We start from the raw sequence: 15,826 nt of genomic DNA, 5'->3' as shown, positions 1-15,826 counted from the left end.
CACAGCATAGCCGAGCACGGAAGACCTACATGACCGAGACCAAAGTCGTCCTGATCACCGGCAGCGCACGCCGCATCGGCGCCGGCATTGCGCGGCGTCTGCACGCGGTGGGCTACCGCGTGGCGCTGCACGCGCACACCTCGCAGGCCGACCTGCAGGCGCTGGCGCAGGAACTGGAAGGCGTGCGCGCCGGCAGCACCCTGACCCTGCACGCCGACCTGCGCGACGCCGCGCAGCTGCCGGCGCTGGTGGCGCACTGCGTGCAGCGTTTCGGCCGGCTCGACGCGCTGATCAACAACGCCTCCAACTTCTACCCCACCCCGCTGGCCGAGGCCACGCCGGCGCAGTGGGACGACCTGTTCGCGGTCAACGCGCGCGCGCCGCTGTTCCTGGCCCAGGCCGCGGCCGCGCAGCTGCGCGAACATCATGGCGCGATCGTCAACATCACCGACCTGCACGCCGAACAGCCGCTGCGCGCGCACCCGCTGTACTGCGCGGCGAAGGCGGCGCTGGCGATGCTGACCCGCTCGCTGGCGCTGGAACTGGCGCCGCAGGTACGGGTCAACGCCATCGCCCCGGGCGCGATCCTGTGGCCGGAGGCCGGCAAGGACAGCGCCGCGCAGCAGGCCCTGCTGGCGCGCACCCCGCTGGCACGCATCGGCCAGGTCGAGGAGATCGCCGAAGCGGTGCGCTGGCTGCTCGACGACGCCGGCTTCGTCACCGGGCAGACGTTGCGGGTGGATGGGGGAAGGGGATTGAGTTGAGAGTCGGGACCGGGGACCGGGGACCAGGGACCCGGAGGTCAAAGCACGGTGAGAGAAAGAACGTGGCACGTGCCGCACGCGTCGCGACGCGCGCCGGGGTTTCGCTTTGGAGATCCCCAATGGGGTGTTAGAAGCTCCCCGCCGACAATGCCCCGGGTCCCGGGTCCCCGGTCCCCGGTCCCGGCTCTCCAAGCTCCACCACCTCGAACGCCTCCCCGAACTGCGCATGCGCCCGCCACAGTTCGCCCAGGCGGCGGCCGCTGACCGGGTCGACGAACTCGGCGGCGATGTCGGCCAGCGGCTTGAGCACGAAGGCGTGGCGCAGTTCCGGGCGCGGGATGCGCAGGTGGCCGGGGCCTTCGACGATGCGATCGCCGTAGAACACCACGTCGATGTCCAGGGTCCGGTCGCTGAAGCGCGGCCCGCTGCGGTCGCGCCCGTGGGCGTCTTCCAGCGCATGCAGCCACGCATCCAGCGGCGCCAGCTCCCAGTCGGTGTGCAGCGACACGGCATTGTTCAGGAACGCCGGACCGTCGAATCCGACCGCCGCGGTGCGGTAGGTCGGGGACACCGCGATCGGGCCGAAACGCTGCCGCAGCGCACCTATCGCGGCATGCAGGTGATGTTGCGGGCGCAGATTGCTGCCCAGGCTGAGGAGCACGGTGGTCATGGGATATTCGCGCATGCCGCGGCCGCGAGCGTCAACCGGTAGCCAAGCCCGTCCCCCCCGCATAGAATCGAAACGCACTGATCTTCCGGCAGCGACATGACTTATTGCGTAGGCATCGAAGTGGACGAAGGCCTGATCTTCGCCGCAGACACGCGCACCAACGCTTCGCTGGACGACGTACGCGTGCATCGCAAGCTGCATGTGTTCGAGTATCCGGGCCAGGCGGTGTTCGTGCTGATGTCGGCCGGCAACCTGGCCACCACCCAGCTGGCGATCTCCAAGCTGCAGCGCGACGCCGACGATCCGGACGCGCCGCGCAGCCTGCGCTCGTTCCGGCACCTGTTCGAGGTCGCCGAGTACGTCGGCGAGGTGCTGGTCTCCAGCCAGGTCAAGCTGTCCGACCAGTCCCAGCACAGCGGGGTCAGCGTGCAATCCACGCTGATCCTGGGCGGGCAGATCGCCGGCGAGCGGCCCGGGCTGTACATGATCTATCCGCTGGGCAACGCGATCGCCACCTCGCCGGAGACCCCGTATCTGCAGATCGGCGAGTCCAAGTACGGCAAGCCGATCCTGGACCGCATCATCCGTCCGGAGATGCAGCTGGAGGACGCCGCGCGCACCGCGCTGGTGTCGCTGGATTCCACCATCCGCTCCAACCTGTCGGTCGGCATGCCGATCGACCTGGCGCTGATCCGCCGCAACGACCTGCGCGTGACCCAGCGCCTGCGCCTGGAAGCGGACACCCCGCTGTACTCGGAAATCCACGACACCTGGTCGCGCAAGCTGGAGAATGCGGTGCGCACGCTGCCGCGCTTCCCCTGGGAACCGGCGCTGACCACCGAGAGCGAAACCGACAACCGCGGCGCCCTGCCGCCGCTGCCCCCGCGCCGCGTACCGGCCAGGCGCGACCCGGAAGACCAGTCGTCCCAGCAGTGAAGCGGGGATTGGGAATTCGGGATTGGGGATTCGCAGAGGCAACAGCAGCGGCTCACCGCGATGAGCTCAGCGGCAGCGTTGCTTTTGGTGCAGGTGCTGGGTGTCGCGATTCGCTTTTGCGAATCCCCAATCCCCAATCCCGAATCCCAGCTCTTCAGCCACTCTCCAACGCGTGCGCCACCGCGCGGAACACGCGCTGCATCTCCAGCGGCTTGCGCAGCACGTGCACGGCGATGTCCTGCGGGAAGTGGTCGCGCTGCAGCGCCGTGCCGGCGTCCTCCAGCACGATCGCCGGGCCGCGGTAGTCCATGTCCTGCAGCGCCAGCAGCAGGCTCACCGCCGACAGCAGGATGATGTCGCTGTCCACGATCACCAGGTCCGGCATGCCGTGTTCGCGCACCTCGCGCAGCGCCGCGGCGCCGTCGGAGGCCGGCTGCGGCCGGTAGCCCTGGCTGGACAAGGCGTTGCCGAGCAGCGACAGGCGCGTGGCCTCGCCGTCGACCAGCAGCACGCGCTGGCCCTTGCCCATCGGGATCGTCGGTTCCGGCTCGGCCGAGGGCGCGTGGCCGCGCACCGGGATCAGCAGCTCGAAGCACGTGCCCTCGCCCGGGGTGCTGTCCACGGCGATGCTGCCGCCGTAGCTCTCGACGATGCGCTTGCACGAGATCAGGCCCAGGCCGGTGCCGTCGGGCTTGGTGGTGAAGAACGGGCTGAACAGGCGCGCCTGGGTCTCCGCATCCATGCCCTGGCCGTCGTCGCGAACCAGGAGCCGTACCTGCTCGCTGCCGTCGGCGCCGATCGCCGGCGCCGCCGAGAACACCAGCGTGCCGCCGCCGGGCATCGCCTGGATCGCGTTCAGGCCGAGGTTGAGCAGGCATTGCTGCAGCTCGGTGTAGTTGGCCTCGATCGACAGCTCGGCGTCGGCCACCTCCACCTGCAGGCTCACCCGCTCGGGCAGGCTGCTCTTGAGCAGCATCTGCACCGCCTGGAACAGGCCGGCGATGGACACGCGCTCGCTGGGCTTGCGCGAGCCGCGCACGAACGACAGCATCGACTCGGCCATCTCGTGGCCGCGCCGGCCGCACTCCGCGATGACCTCGGCCAGGTGCCGCAGTTGCGGATCGTCGCTGCGCCCGATGATCAGTTCCGGCACGATCAGCAGCGGCTGCAGGATGTTGCGCAGGTCGTGGCTGAGGCCGGCGGCCAGCATCGCCAGGCTCTCCAGCCGCTGCGCGCGCATCAGCTCGCCTTCCACCCGCTGCCGCTCGCGCTCGGTGCGCGCCTCGCGGATCGCGCGCGCCACCGCCGACGGCAGCCGGGTCGGGTTGTGCTTGATGATGTAGTCGTTGGCGCCGTCGCGCAGCGCCTCCACCGCGGTCTCCTCGCCGATCGTGCCGGAGACGAAGATGAAGGGCACCGCGTTGCCATGCTCGCGCAGCACCCGCAGCGCCTGGTGCCCGGAGAATCCCGGCATGCTCAGGTCCGACAGCACGATGTCCGGCGCGAACTCGTGCAGCGCCTCGCGCAGCGCGGACTCGCCTTCCACGCGGCGGAAGGTTGCCTCCAGGCCGGCGTCCAGCAGTTGGTCGGACAACAGCTCGGCGTCTTCCGGTGAATCCTCGACCATCAGGATCCGGATCGGTCCGAGCTTGGTGCCGGTCGTGGGCATGTGCGCTTACTCTTTTTCCGGCGCCTGGTTGATCACCGCCCAGAACGTGCCCAGGGTCTTCACCGCAGTGAAGAACTGGTCCACGTCCACCGGCTTGACCACGTAGGCATTGACGCCCAGATCCCAGCTGCGCGCCAGGTCGCTTTCCTCGCGCGAGGACGACAGGATCACCACCGGCAGGCGCTTGAGCGACTCGTCGGTGCGCACCAGCTTCAGCACTTCCAGCCCGTCCATGCGCGGCATCTTGATGTCCAGCAGCAACACGGCGGGCAGGCCTTCCTCGCGGTCGGCGTAGGCGCCGCGACGCAGCAGGTAGTCCATCGCCTCCACGCCGTCCTCGACGTGGACGATGGGGTTGGCCAGGCGCGCGTCGCGCAGCGCATCGACCGCCATTTCGGCATCGGCGGGGCTGTCTTCGGCAAGCAGGATGGTGCGGATGGCGGTCATGCGGTCAACTCGTTGGTGGGCGCTTCGAGCGCGGGGGGTAAGACGAAATGGAAGGTCGCGCCCTGTTCCGGCGCCGCATCGGCCCAGATATGGCCGCCATGGCGGCTCAGCACGCGGCGCACGCTGGCCAGGCCGATGCCGGTGCCGCTGTACTCGCTGGCCTTGTGCAAGCGCTGGAACACGCCGAACAGCTTGGCGGCGTAGGCCATGTCGAAACCGGCGCCATTGTCGCGCACGGTGAAGTGGTGGCTGCCGTCGGCCTGCATCTGGTAGCCGACTTCGATCACCGCGACCTCGCGCTTGGCGCTGTACTTGACCGCGTTGCCGAGCAGGTTCAACCACAGCTGGCGCATCATGTTCTCGTCGGCGACCAGGATCGGCAACGGGCTGACGTTCCACTCGATGCGGTGGCCGCTGCCGGCGTTGTCGGACTGGAAGTTGGAATCCAGCACCGCGCGCGTCTCCGCCACCAGCGACTGCATGTCCACCGCCTGCAGGCGCAGCGCGCTACGGCCCAGCCGCGAGTAGACCAGCAGGTCGTCGATCAGCGAAGCCATGCGCCGCGCCGAGGTGCCGATCACTTCCAGGTAGTGGCGGCTCTTCTCGTCGGCGGCGTCGCCGAGGTGGCGCGCCAGCTTGTCGGCGAAGCCGGCGACATGCCGCAGCGGCGCGCGCAGATCGTGCGAGACCGAGTAGCTGAAGGCCTCCAGCTCGCGGTTGACCTCCGAGATCTGCTCCACCTTGCCCTCGAGCTGCCGGTTCAGGATCTGGATGCGCTGCTGGCTGGCCTTCTGCAGGCTGATGTCGCTGACCGTCATCAGCACCACTTCGTCGTCGCTGTCCGGCAGCGGCATGCGCCGCGCGTTCAGCAGCATGGTGCGGACGACGCCGTCGGCGCCGGCCTGCTCGTGTTCGAAGTCCCACAGCTCGCGTCCGCGCAACAGCACGTCGGCCAGGCGCTGGCGCACGATGGGGTCCTGCCAGGCGCCATCGCCGACGTCGTCGAGCATCTTCGGCGCCCGCTCCGGGTCCAGCCCGTACAGTTCGCCGAAGGCCGCGTTGTACATCATCATGCGCTGCGTGCCGTCGAGCAGCACGATCGGCTCGCGCACCGTCTGCAGCACCGCGGCGGCGCGGGCATTGGCGCGCAACAGGTGCCGCTCCGCGTCCAGGCGCCGGCCGATCTGCCGCTGCAGCAGCCAGATCACCAGGGCCAGCAGCAGCAGCTGCACGCTCAGCGAGACCCAACTGATCACCGAGGTGAGCGTGCGCCGCCCTTCGGCATCGGCGGTGCGTTCGGCCAGCAGCGCGTCCTCGCGCTGCTGCAGTTCGGCGATCAGGCCACGGACCGGATTGTCCGCGGTCATCTCCTGGATCAATGCGCGCGCCTGCTCCGGGTCGCGGTTCTGCGCGATGCGCACGGCCAGCAGGCTGCGGCGTTCCAGGGTGCTCTGCAAGCGGCCGATGCGCACCTGCTGATCGGGGTTGTCACGGGTCAGGTCGACCAGGCGCGCGATGGTCGGCGCGATCGCGGCACGCGACTCGGCGAAGCGCACGCGCAGGATCGGCGACTCGACCGCGTGCGACATCGCCATCGCCGCCGACTCCATGTCGCGCATGTGCGCCTCCAGACCGCGCAGCGTCGCCGTGACTTCCTGGCTGTGGCCGACCCAATCGGCCGCGCGCAGGGTGCTGTCGCTCATCTGCCGCAACAGCAACGAAGGCAGGATCACGATCAACACCACCGCCAACGCCAGCAGCGGCAAACGCCAGCGGTCCCATGCATCATGTTTTGCGGTGATCTGCATACCTGTTCGTGCGAAATTGGAAACGACAGCGGCACCGAGGGGCGGCAACGTCGCCGCTTCCAACGGTCCCGGATGAATGGCTCAGGCGTCGCGTCGTGCCCCACCGCGCGCCTGAATACGACTTTATTCTAATGCCCGGAAACAAAAAACGGGCGGCTGCGAGCCGCCCGTGGTCGACGCCGATGTGCCGCAGGCAATCAGGGTCGACGCGCCGCGGCCGGCAGCGCGCGGGCGCTGGCCCCGGTGGTCGCGCCGATCAGCGTCCACGACGACATCCCGGCCCGCACCAGCAGGAAATCGGCATGGCTGCGCAGGCGCGCGCGCTCGGCCTGGGTCAGTTCGGTCTCCAGGCCCTGCATCAGCCTGGTGAAAGCCGGCCAGAATCCGGCATCGTCGTGGAAGGTGGCCAGCAGCATGCCGAGCTGCGATTCCAGCTGGCGCGTGGCCAAGGTCAATGAGGACGGCCGCAGCGGCAGCTCGGCCGAGGAAGGCACGTCCACCGCGCCGACGGCTGCGGTCTGCGACGCCGCGTGCGCGTGACTGGGCGCGGCATGGGAGTAAGCATCCAACATAGCGATTCGCCTGGTAGCCGACATGGCTTGATGATCGCTGAATGCATGTCAATACGATGCGAAACGGTGCAAATAATAGAGGCCATGCACCGGCGTGGCGCAAAAAAGAACGCACCCCGAAGGGTGCGTTTCTCCTACTGCGGCAGCCGGGCGCGCCTCGTCTCGCGCCCCGCATCCGCGGTGATCGCGACGGATCAGTGCTTGGCGGCGCCAGTCACTTTCAGGCCGGAAGCGTCGACCTTCTTGACCCCGTCGATCATCTTGGTGACCGATACCGCCTTGTCGCGCTGGGTCTTGTTCTCGACCGCACCGGACAGCTTGACCGTGCCGTTCATCGTCTCGACCTTGATGTCGGTACCGGAGACGTCCTTGGTCGCGAGCAGATCGGCCTTCACCTTGGTGGTGATCCAGGTGTCGGTGACCGGCTCCTTGGAATCGTGCTTCATGCCGTCGCCATGGGCCATGGCGTCATGGTCCTTGCTGGCGGCGGTCGGCGGATCGACGGCGAGCGCCTGGCCCGCGGCCAGGGTCAGACCGAATGCGAGTGCAGCGCTGAGCAGCGTGGGTGACGTGAACTTTTTCATGATGTCCTCCTCCCTTGAAGGTGTGTGGCGCAGTCTCTGCAAGACCGCGTACAGGCGACGTGACCGGCGAATGCCGACAGCGTGAAAGGCGTGCATGCGACGTGAAGGCGGTTACCCGGATACTGGCGCCCTCTTCGTTACGGGTACCTGCCGCTGTCATGGACCAACCCTTCAATCTCGCCCTGCTCGGCTACGGCTTCGTCGGTCGCGTGTTCCATGCGCCGCTGATCGCGCACACGCCCGGCCTGCGCCTGCACACCATCGTGTCCAGCCGCCATGACGAAGCCGCAGCGGCCTATCCGCAGGCGCGCATCGTCGCCGACGCGCAGCAGGCCTTCGCCGACCCGCAGATCGATGCGGTGGTGGTCGCCACGCCCAACCAGACCCATGCGCCGCTGGCGCTCGCGGCGCTGGCCCAAGGCAAGCACGTGCTGGTGGACAAGCCGTTCACCCTGGACGTGGACCAGGCGCAGCAGGTGCTCGCGCAGGCGCAGCGCGCCGGGCGCATCGTCAGCGTGTTCCAGAACCGGCGCTGGGACGGCGACTTCCTCACCGTGCGCGGGCTGTTGGATGCGGGCACGCTGGGCGAGGTCGCCGAATTCCACTCGCACTTCGATCGCCACCGCCCGCAGGTCGGCGACCGCTGGCGCGAGCATGCGCTGCCCGGCTCGGGGCTGTGGTTCGACCTGGGGCCGCATCTGCTCGACCAGGCCTTGCAGCTGTTCGGCCTGCCCGAGGCGATCCAGGCCGACCTGGCGCAGCAGCGCCATGGCGCGCAGGCCACCGACTACTTCCATGCCGTGCTGCGCTACCCACGGCTGCGCGCGGTGCTGCATGCCGGCTCGCTGGTCGCGGCGAACGGGCCGCGCTTTGCCGTGCATGGCGAGCGCGGCAGCTACGTCAAGCACGGCCTGGACACGCAGGAGACGCAGCTGCGCGCCGGGCTCACTCCGGCCGCGCCGCAGTGGGGCGAGGATCCGGTCGCCGGCCAGCTAACCCTGGTCGGCGCCGACGGCAGCGCCAGCGCGCAGGCGCTGCCGACGCAGCGCGGCGACTACCGCCACTGCTATGCCGGCTTCCGCGAGGCGATGGCCGGGCGCGCGCCCGCGCCCGTGGATGCGGCGCAGGCGCTGGCGGTGATGCGGCTGCTCGAACTCGGCCAGCGCAGCGCCGCCGAAGGCCGCACGCTGGCGCTGGACTGACGCGCGCGGCGGCCTATTGCGCGGCGACCGGACCGGACGGCGGCACGCTGGGCGTTTCGTGCTTGATCGCGTGCCCGCCGAACTGGTTGCGCATCGCCGCCAGCAGCTTGTCGGTGAACGAATCGGTATCGCGCGAACGCAGCCGCTCCAGCAACGACAGGGTGATCACCGGCGCGGGCACGTTGAGGTCGATCGCTTCGGCCACGGTCCAGCGGCCTTCGCCGGAATCCTCCACGTACGGAGCGATGCCGGCCAGGTCCGGGTTGCTGCCCAGCGCGTCTGAACACAGGTCCAGCAGCCACGAACGCACCACGCTGCCCTGGCGCCAGACCTCGGCGACCTGGTGCAGGTCCAGATCGAATTCCTGCTTGCGCCCCATCAGCGCGAAGCCTTCGGCGTAGGCCTGCATCATTCCGTACTCGATGCCGTTGTGGACCATCTTGGTGAAGTGGCCGGCACCGCTGGGACCGACCCGTCCCCAACCGGCGTCGGCGGCCGGCGCCAGCGTGGCGAACACCGGGTCGAGCCGGCTCACCGCCGCTTCGTCGCCGCCGATCATCAGGCTGTAGCCTTCCTTCAGGCCCCACACGCCGCCGCTGGTACCGCAATCGACGTAGCCGATGCCGTGCGCGGCCAGCTCGGCGGCGCGGCGCATCGAATCCTTGTAGTACGAGTTGCCGCCGTCCACGATCACGTCGCCCTTGCCCAGAAGCGGCAGCAGCACGGCCAGGGTGTCGTCGACGATCTTGCCGGCCGGCACCATCAGCCACACCGCGCGCGGCGCCGGCAACGCCGCGATCAGCGCCGCCATCGTCTCCACGGTCTCCACGCCGCGCTGCTGCGCCGCACTGCGCGCCGCCTCGCCCAGGTCGAAACCGACCACCCGGTGGCCGCCGCGCACCAGCCGTTCGGCCATGTTGGCGCCCATGCGGCCCAACCCTAAAAGTCCCAGATCCATGCGTCGTTCCTAGCTCGAAGTGAGGGCCATTAGGGTCGCACGAAGCGGCATCGGCGGCGTGACGCGCAGCTAAGGAATGCGCCCGGCCGAAGCGTCCTGCGCCGCTTGCGCACAGTCCTGCAACTGCTGGTCGCGCCAGCGCCGGTACAGGGTGGTATGCAGGTTGTGCAGGGCCAGGTCGATCGCGAACGGCGTGCGCGGATTGCGGTCCAGCAAGCGCGCCACGTGGTAGCCGATCGGCTTGACGCCCTTGGGGTGCACGTACACGTCGAAGCCGCGATAGAACGGGTCGTCGAGCAGCGCGTCGATCTGTGCCAGGACACTGCGTTGCGCCGGCGACAACGCCGCGCGCAGGACCGGGTCGCGCTCGAACAGCAGTTTCTCGAAGCGTTCGCGGCCGGGTCCGCGCAGCGCCTGCGCCAGTTCCCAGATGCGCCGGTTGCTGCGGTCGTAATGGGCGAAGCCGCCATGCGCGCGCAACGCCGCGGCCGCCTCGGCGCTGACCGCCACGACCACGAAGTTCTCGGCCTGGTTGTTGATGTCGTCCAGGTAGCGGCGTTCGAACACGTGGGCGATGAAGCCGGGCGCACCGAGGAAGGCGGCGCGGCCCAGTTGCGACGTCTTGGCCGCCTTGCCGTCGGCGAAGAACTCGCCGGCCTGTGCGCCGAGCAGGATGCTGTCGGTATCGTGCAGGGTGAGGAAGGTGCCGATCGACAGTTCCCCGGCGCTGAACGCGCGATCGAAACCGGCGTCGCCGTACAGTTCGCGCTGCGTGGCCAGCTGCGCGATCTGCCGGCCGACACCGCATTCCGAGCGCACCCGGCCGCTGTAGAACGCCTCGATCGCGCGCGCATTGCCCTGCACCGGGCGGTAGCCGCGGCCGAAACTGCGGAAGCGCTGCCAACCCTGCCGGCGCGCGCCGCCCGGGCCGAACCCGATCCAGCCCAGTTGCAGCGCGGAGAAGCGGTAGCCGGGGTTGTCCTGCAGACGCGCCGCCGCGCGCTCGGTGGCCGCGCCGAGCAGCAGGAAATAGCCGCAGTGCGTGGCCGGGGTCTCCAGCAGCGCGCGCAGGGCGTCGCGCCGTTGCGCTTGGCTCCACTGCGCCGGCAGCGCCGCCTGCAGGTCGCCGTGCGCCTGCGCATCGGCCAGCGAAGCGCGCGTACAGGGCGCGCCCGGCAGCAGCCGCGGCTGCGCGGCAGGCGTGCTGTCGATGCGCCAGCCGAGCTGGCGCAGCAGCGCGGCCAGGCAGTCGGCGCTGGCCTGGTCCGCCGGATCCGGCGGCGCCGCGAACGCGCCGCCCGTGGCCAGTGCCAGCGCCAGCAGCAGGCGCGCGGCGAAACGCCGTCGGCGCGGCGGTGGCTGGAGCGCAGTGAGGACAGTCATGGCGCGAGCATGGCAGATGCGGAACAGCAGACAGGGTAGAGGGGTCGGCGCGCCAGGGGCGCGGACGCGGAGCGTGCCGCGCGCGTCGTGCACGCACCGCGAAGCCGCGCGCCGCACCGTGCGCGAAGCGCGCCTGCGCGCGCGTTCACCCGGCTGCAATGCCGGCCCGCCCTACACTGCCGCTCCCCGCTCGCGGAAAACAGCGTCATGCATGTGCTCGTCACCGGCGGCACCGGATTCATCGGCCGCGCACTGTGCCCCGCCCTGCTCCAGGCCGGGCACCGGGTCAGCGTCCTGACCCGCGATGCGGCGCGCGCGGCGCGTGCGCTTCCGGGCGTACAGCCGCTGCAGGACCTTCACGACGCAGCGCCTGCGGACGCGGTGATCAATCTGGCCGGCGAGTCCTTGAGCGAGGGCCGTTGGAACGAGACCCGCAAACGCCGCTTCCGCACCTCGCGCATCGGCACCACCCGCGCGCTGATCGACTGGATCGCGCAGTTGGACGCAGCGCAACGCCCCGCCTGTCTGCTGTCCGGCTCGGCGATCGGCTACTACGGCGACCGCGGCAGCGACCTGCTCGACGAACGCAGCGCGGCCGGTGCGGATTTTTCCGCGCAGCTGTGCCGCGACTGGGAAGCCGAGGCGCTGCGCGCGCAGGCACTGGGCGTGCGGACCACGCTGGTGCGCACCGGGGTCGTGCTGGGCAACGATGGCGGTGCGCTGGCGCGGATGCTGCCGCCGTTTCGGCTCGGCCTGGGCGGACGCATGGGCGACGGCCGCCAATGGATGAGCTGGATCCATCGCGACGATCACGTCGGGCTGTTGCTGTGGCTGCTGCAGCACGGTGGCGACGGCGCCTACAACGCCACTGCGCCGACGCCGGTGACCAATGCGGATTTCGCCGCGCAGCTCGGCCGCACGCTGCACCGGCCGGCGCTGCTGCCGGCGCCGGCCACGGCGCTGCGCCTGGCCTTCGGTGAGATGGCCGACCTGCTGCTGGGCAGCCAGCGGGTGCTGCCGACGCGCGCGCAACAGGAAGGCTATGGGTTCCGCTATCCGGAACTAGGCGCCGCGCTGAGCGCCGCGGTCGGCTAGCGCGGCCATTGCGACGCTTTTGTAGGAGCGGCTTCAGCCGCGACCGGGCGTTACCGATCGCGGCTGAAGCCGCTCCTACAAAAGAGCGTGTCATGGGCCGTCAAGGGCGTGCGTTCGCCGCCTGGCTGCATTCATCCGCTCGCACACCGCCGTAGCACCCCAACAACGCAAAACGCCCCGGCGGAGGCTGTCCGCCGGGGCGTTGCTGTGTCCGAGTGCGCTGCGATGGCCGATCGCGGCGGCGGCTCAATAGCGCGTGCAGACGGTCTCGACCTGGCGGTTGCCGTTGGCCTGCTGGCGCTGGCCCTGGATGTAGCGCCCGGTGGCGCCACCGGCGACCGCGCCGCCGACCGTGGCCAGCTTCTTGCCGTTGCCCTTGCCGACCTGGTTGCCGAGCAGACCACCGATCGCGGCACCCGCCAAAGTGCCGCCGATGCGATTCGGGTCGGTGCTGTTCTTCTGCACCGCGACCTTCTTGCAGTGCACGCGGGTGCCGTCGTTGAAGCGGCGCCCGGCGTCTTCCGGCCCATAGTGGCGCTGCGCCTGCGCCAGCGGCGCGGCAGCAGTGGCGACGGCGAGGACGGTGAGACACAACGCGGATTTGAAAGTGTTCATGCTGCTTGCTCCTGGGTGGCGGAGCCGATGCGCTTGCACGCATCGCACTCCCGACAGGCGCCACCTTTGCATCGCCATTGCGAATGGATCGTGAAGCGAAATCCCTCTATTCAGCTTCCACAGCGGCGAGTGAACAACAGGCTCACCGTGGCGTGGTGGCGTCGCCGACGGCCGGCGCGACAGGCGCCACAGGCGTGACCGGCGCAGGTGCGGCATCGGCCGTCGTCGGTGTAGATGCTGCTGGTGCTGGTGCTGCTGGTGTCGGTGTTGGCGCTGGTGTGGATGCTGGCGGCATCGCGGCAGCAGGCTCGGCCTTGGGCTCTTCGGCAGGCGGCGGCTCGGCCGCGGCCGGCTTGGCCTTCGGCAGGTACTGCGCGATGCGCTCGAAGAAGCGCTTGTAGAAATCGCCGTCCTGCACCGTGCTGCTGGCCACGCGCACCAGCGAGTCGTCGCTGCTGCCGACCGGCAGCGACACCGAGCCGAGCACGCCAACGCCGACGCTGGCCGAAGTGGCGCTCTTCTTCAACGCATAGCGGTCCTGCAACGCGCTGACGAACACCCAGGACTCGTCCTGGCCGTGCGCCACGCACGACACGCGCAATTCCAGCTGCTCGTGCGAATCCTGGTTGGGCTGGAAGTTCTTGGTGCCTTCGACCGCATCGGCGGTGGCCTTGGCGACCACGTAACCCTGGCTCAGCAAGGCGCGCCGCGCCGATTCGCAGGCCTGCCCCGGCTGTACCGGATAGCTGCGCGAATAGGTGTTGTCGGAGTTGAAGGTCTCCTTCACCAGGTTGTCCTGCTTGCGGTTGAAGCAGCCGCTCAGGCCGATCGCGACCAGCACGAGCGCAGGAAGGGCGAGGACGTTGGAGGAAGCGGACATGGCCGTGGACCGAAAGGAAGGAACCGGCCAAGGATAGCCGCAAGCGTGTCGAGACGGCCTTGATGCCGCCGCCCGCGCTCATCCCACAGTTAGCGCATCCGCTGCCGGCTGCAGCGACAGGTCCACCCGTAGCAGGCCGCCGCCGCGGTCGCGGCGTTCGGCGCGCAGGTAGTGGTGGGCGTCGAGCACGGCCAGCGTCGGCGGCGACGCCAGCGGCTCGCCCCACAGGCTGAGCGCGAAGCCGCGCGCACGCAACCAGTCCAGCAGCCGCTGCAGCTGGCCGGGATCGCGCGGCAACAGCAGGTCCACGTCGCCGGGCAGGCGCGCGGCCGCGGCCGGGTCGGTGAGCCAGTCCGGGTAGCTGCCGTACAGCGCGTAGTCGAACCCGTCCTCGCGCAGCATAGTGAGCAGTTGCGCGGTGCCGGGCAGGTCGATCGGCTCGCGCCGTTTCTGGAAGATCAGCGCGTATTCGTGGCTGCGATCGCTGCGGGTGTCGCCAGGCGCCAGCGCCTGCGCGCTGTCGCGGGGGTAGCACAGCACGCGCTCGGCGCAGGGCACGAACAGGCTACCGAGCAGCCGCGCCAGGTCCCAGGCCTGCGGCACGCACACGCCGCCGATCTCCACGTTCTCCACCATCGCGATGCAAAAGCCACCGTCGCGCAGGCCGCGGCGCACCGCATGGAACACCGCACGCAAGCCGTGCAGATAGGCCGCGTAGTCGGCGCTGGCGTAGAGCTGGCCCGGCGTCGCCGCACCCGGCCAGTCGCAACCGAAGTACGGCACGTTGGTCAGGCACAGGTCGACCGGCGCCTCCAGCGCGAGCTGCGGCAGCGCGCCGACCCGCACCTGCGCGTGCAGCCCGAGCCGCTGCAGCCGCTCGCGCGCCAGCCCCGCGCGCGCCGCGTCGATCTCCAGCCCCAGCCCGCGCCGGCCCTCCAGTTCGGCGGCAAGCAAGGTGCTGCCGAAGCCGCAGAACGGATCCAGCACGCAACCGCCCGGCGCGCTGAACTGGCGCACGAACGGGCGCATCTGGCTGACCCAGCCGCAGTCCCGCGCGTCCAGTGGATCGCGCTGGCGCAAGTCCTCGGGCAGCCGGTGCTCGGGCGGGTCCGGCGGCGGCGTCCACCAGCTGCGGCTATCCATGTGCGGCCTGCCACAGCAGATCGCGGTCCGGCTGCCAGCCCGCGCACAGGCGGCCGTCGGCGAAGAACACCAGCTTGTAGATGTCGCCGCTGTCGTGGCACGTGTGCATCGCGGTGTAGTCGGAGCTCTCGAACACCACCTCCATGCCGTCGGCGCCGGCCATGCGCAGGTTCCAGAAGTAATAGCCTTCGGTGATCTGCAGCGGCCGCAGCGTGCGCCACCACGGCGTGGCCATGCACGCGGCCACGACCTGTTCCACGCTGACCCGGGCCTGCGCCAGGTAGCGCTGGGTGCCGGTGGCGCGATAGCCGTCGCCCAAGCGCGAGAACTCGCGGAAGATCACCGTGCGCGCGCCGCACTCCTGCGCCCAGCGCAGATAGCCGGCCACGCCGTCGGCATCGGCGATGCCGCCGTGCTGCAGGATGCACACCAGGCGTAGCGGCACCGCCTCGGCGATGCGCCGCGCGGTGGCGGCGAACACCTGCGCATCGGCGATCGCCTCGCCGTCGCGGAAGCGCATGATCGCGTCGTTGCCGGCCTGCTGCGGATGGTGCCGCGACAGTTCCACCCACGACAGCCCGAAGCGCTGCAAGGCCTGCAGCAGCGCATCGCCGCGGCCGCGGGCGAAACCGGCGCCGTTGCTGTACAGCACGCGCTGTTCGACCAGCAGTCCGTCGCGTTCGGCCGCGCCCAGCGTGTCCAGCAGTTGCAGGAACCAGGCTTCGTCGTCGGTCATCTCCAGCCCCGACAGCGACTGCGACAGCGGCAGCCCGGACAACTGCGCCAGGCCCTGGCGCAGCATCGCGAAATACTCCGGCGGCGGCCGCAGGCTGGCCGCCGCAGTGCCGCCGGCGTGCGGGCGCAGGGTTTCCGAACAGAAACGGCAGCGCGCCGAACACGGCCGCACCGACGCGTACGGGGTGAAGGTGATCGGCTGCGCGACGCGGTAGTCGCGGCCGCCGATGCGCTGCACGCGCCAGCGCGCGGCATCGTCGGCGGCCGGCACCCGCCACTCCAGGTGCGGCATGCCGGCGCGCAACGCGGCGAACAGCGGCGAGGCGCCGCTCAGCGGCGGCGCCAACTCCATGCGGGCGTCCATC

Annotated in this window: 16 protein-coding genes; 4 read left to right on the top strand and 12 right to left on the bottom strand. The window is 70.0% G+C overall.

The genetic code is table 11. The annotated features are described in order from the left end of the window. Positions 1-29 precede the first annotated feature (29 nt). The gene (locus J2Y70_RS04905) at positions 30-764 is read left to right on the top strand and encodes a pteridine reductase (protein ID WP_309914017.1); all 735 of its coding nucleotides are present in this window, start codon (positions 30-32) and stop codon (positions 762-764) included. A 127-nt stretch (positions 765-891) separates the two neighbouring features. Here J2Y70_RS04905 and folK read toward each other — a convergent pair whose 3' ends face one another. Then, positions 892-1,434 (bottom strand): 2-amino-4-hydroxy-6-hydroxymethyldihydropteridine diphosphokinase, encoded by a 543-nt coding sequence (gene folK / locus J2Y70_RS04900; RefSeq protein ID WP_309914014.1) that lies wholly within the window; start codon positions 1,432-1,434, stop codon positions 892-894. Positions 1,435-1,530: 96 nt separating this feature from the next. On the opposite strand from folK, the gene J2Y70_RS04895 reads away from it, so the two are divergent. After that, positions 1,531-2,370 (top strand): 20S proteasome subunit A/B, encoded by an 840-nt coding sequence (locus J2Y70_RS04895; RefSeq protein WP_263395740.1) that lies wholly within the window; start codon positions 1,531-1,533, stop codon positions 2,368-2,370. A 154-nt stretch (positions 2,371-2,524) separates the two neighbouring features. Here the strand turns inward: J2Y70_RS04895 and J2Y70_RS04890 are convergent, their stop codons facing one another. The 5 genes from J2Y70_RS04890 to J2Y70_RS04870 all read right to left on the bottom strand — a co-directional run bounded on the left by J2Y70_RS04890 (position 2,525) and on the right by J2Y70_RS04870 (position 7,450). Next, a complete protein-coding gene (locus J2Y70_RS04890) occupies positions 2,525-4,039 on the bottom strand; it encodes a hybrid sensor histidine kinase/response regulator (protein WP_263395741.1) in 1,515 nt (504 codons plus the stop codon). A 6-nt stretch (positions 4,040-4,045) separates the two neighbouring features. After that, the gene (locus J2Y70_RS04885; protein WP_263395742.1) at positions 4,046-4,486 is read right to left on the bottom strand and encodes a response regulator; all 441 of its coding nucleotides are present in this window, start codon (positions 4,484-4,486) and stop codon (positions 4,046-4,048) included. Next, complete coding sequence (locus J2Y70_RS04880; RefSeq protein WP_309914009.1) at positions 4,483-6,294, bottom strand: ATP-binding protein; 1,812 nt, start codon at positions 6,292-6,294, stop codon at positions 4,483-4,485. The genes J2Y70_RS04885 and J2Y70_RS04880 overlap by 4 nt, the downstream gene beginning before the upstream one ends. 197 nt (positions 6,295-6,491) lie before the next feature. Beyond that, on the bottom strand, positions 6,492-6,866 hold the full coding sequence (locus J2Y70_RS04875; RefSeq protein WP_309914007.1) for a hypothetical protein: 375 nt from the start codon (positions 6,864-6,866) through the stop codon (positions 6,492-6,494). 194 nt (positions 6,867-7,060) lie between these two features. After that, positions 7,061-7,450: a BON domain-containing protein gene (locus J2Y70_RS04870; RefSeq protein ID WP_263395745.1), complete on the bottom strand. Its 390-nt coding sequence runs from the start codon at positions 7,448-7,450 to the stop codon at positions 7,061-7,063. Between the two features lie 158 nt (positions 7,451-7,608). On the opposite strand from J2Y70_RS04870, the gene J2Y70_RS04865 reads away from it, so the two are divergent. Next, positions 7,609-8,652, top strand: coding sequence for an oxidoreductase (locus tag J2Y70_RS04865; RefSeq protein WP_309914001.1), 1,044 nt, complete (start codon positions 7,609-7,611; stop codon positions 8,650-8,652). 13 nt (positions 8,653-8,665) lie between these two features. Here J2Y70_RS04865 and gnd read toward each other — a convergent pair whose 3' ends face one another. Together gnd and J2Y70_RS04855 are read right to left on the bottom strand one after the other, a co-directional pair. Continuing rightward, positions 8,666-9,610 (bottom strand): phosphogluconate dehydrogenase (NAD(+)-dependent, decarboxylating), encoded by a 945-nt coding sequence (gene gnd, locus J2Y70_RS04860; RefSeq protein ID WP_309913998.1) that lies wholly within the window; start codon positions 9,608-9,610, stop codon positions 8,666-8,668. Positions 9,611-9,679: 69 nt separating this feature from the next. Continuing rightward, positions 9,680-10,993, bottom strand: a complete 1,314-nt coding sequence (locus J2Y70_RS04855) for a hypothetical protein (protein WP_309913996.1) — start codon at positions 10,991-10,993, stop codon at positions 9,680-9,682. 207 nt (positions 10,994-11,200) lie between these two features. On the opposite strand from J2Y70_RS04855, the gene J2Y70_RS04850 reads away from it, so the two are divergent. Next, positions 11,201-12,088 carry a TIGR01777 family oxidoreductase gene (locus J2Y70_RS04850; protein WP_309913993.1) on the top strand — a complete coding sequence of 296 codons (888 nt, stop codon included), beginning with the start codon at positions 11,201-11,203 and terminating at the stop codon, positions 12,086-12,088. Between the two features lie 246 nt (positions 12,089-12,334). Here J2Y70_RS04850 and J2Y70_RS04845 read toward each other — a convergent pair whose 3' ends face one another. The 4 genes from J2Y70_RS04845 to J2Y70_RS04830 form a co-directional block, all read right to left on the bottom strand. Then, complete coding sequence (locus tag J2Y70_RS04845; protein WP_263395750.1) at positions 12,335-12,703, bottom strand: glycine zipper 2TM domain-containing protein; 369 nt, start codon at positions 12,701-12,703, stop codon at positions 12,335-12,337. A 142-nt stretch (positions 12,704-12,845) separates the two neighbouring features. After that, the gene (locus J2Y70_RS04840; protein ID WP_309913990.1) at positions 12,846-13,583 is read right to left on the bottom strand and encodes a DUF2242 domain-containing protein; all 738 of its coding nucleotides are present in this window, start codon (positions 13,581-13,583) and stop codon (positions 12,846-12,848) included. Positions 13,584-13,661: 78 nt separating this feature from the next. After that, positions 13,662-14,726 carry a DNA methyltransferase gene (locus tag J2Y70_RS04835; RefSeq protein ID WP_309913987.1) on the bottom strand — a complete coding sequence of 355 codons (1,065 nt, stop codon included), beginning with the start codon at positions 14,724-14,726 and terminating at the stop codon, positions 13,662-13,664. Beyond that, positions 14,719-15,825: a hypothetical protein gene (locus J2Y70_RS04830; RefSeq protein ID WP_309913985.1), complete on the bottom strand. Its 1,107-nt coding sequence runs from the start codon at positions 15,823-15,825 to the stop codon at positions 14,719-14,721. The genes J2Y70_RS04835 and J2Y70_RS04830 overlap by 8 nt, the downstream gene beginning before the upstream one ends. Position 15,826 lies beyond the last annotated feature (1 nt).

The sequence above is a fragment of the Xanthomonas sp. 1678 genome (assembly GCF_031455575.1).
Taxonomy (GTDB): domain Bacteria; phylum Pseudomonadota; class Gammaproteobacteria; order Xanthomonadales; family Xanthomonadaceae; genus Xanthomonas_A.
This window is presented reverse-complemented; position numbering and strand designations above follow the sequence as displayed.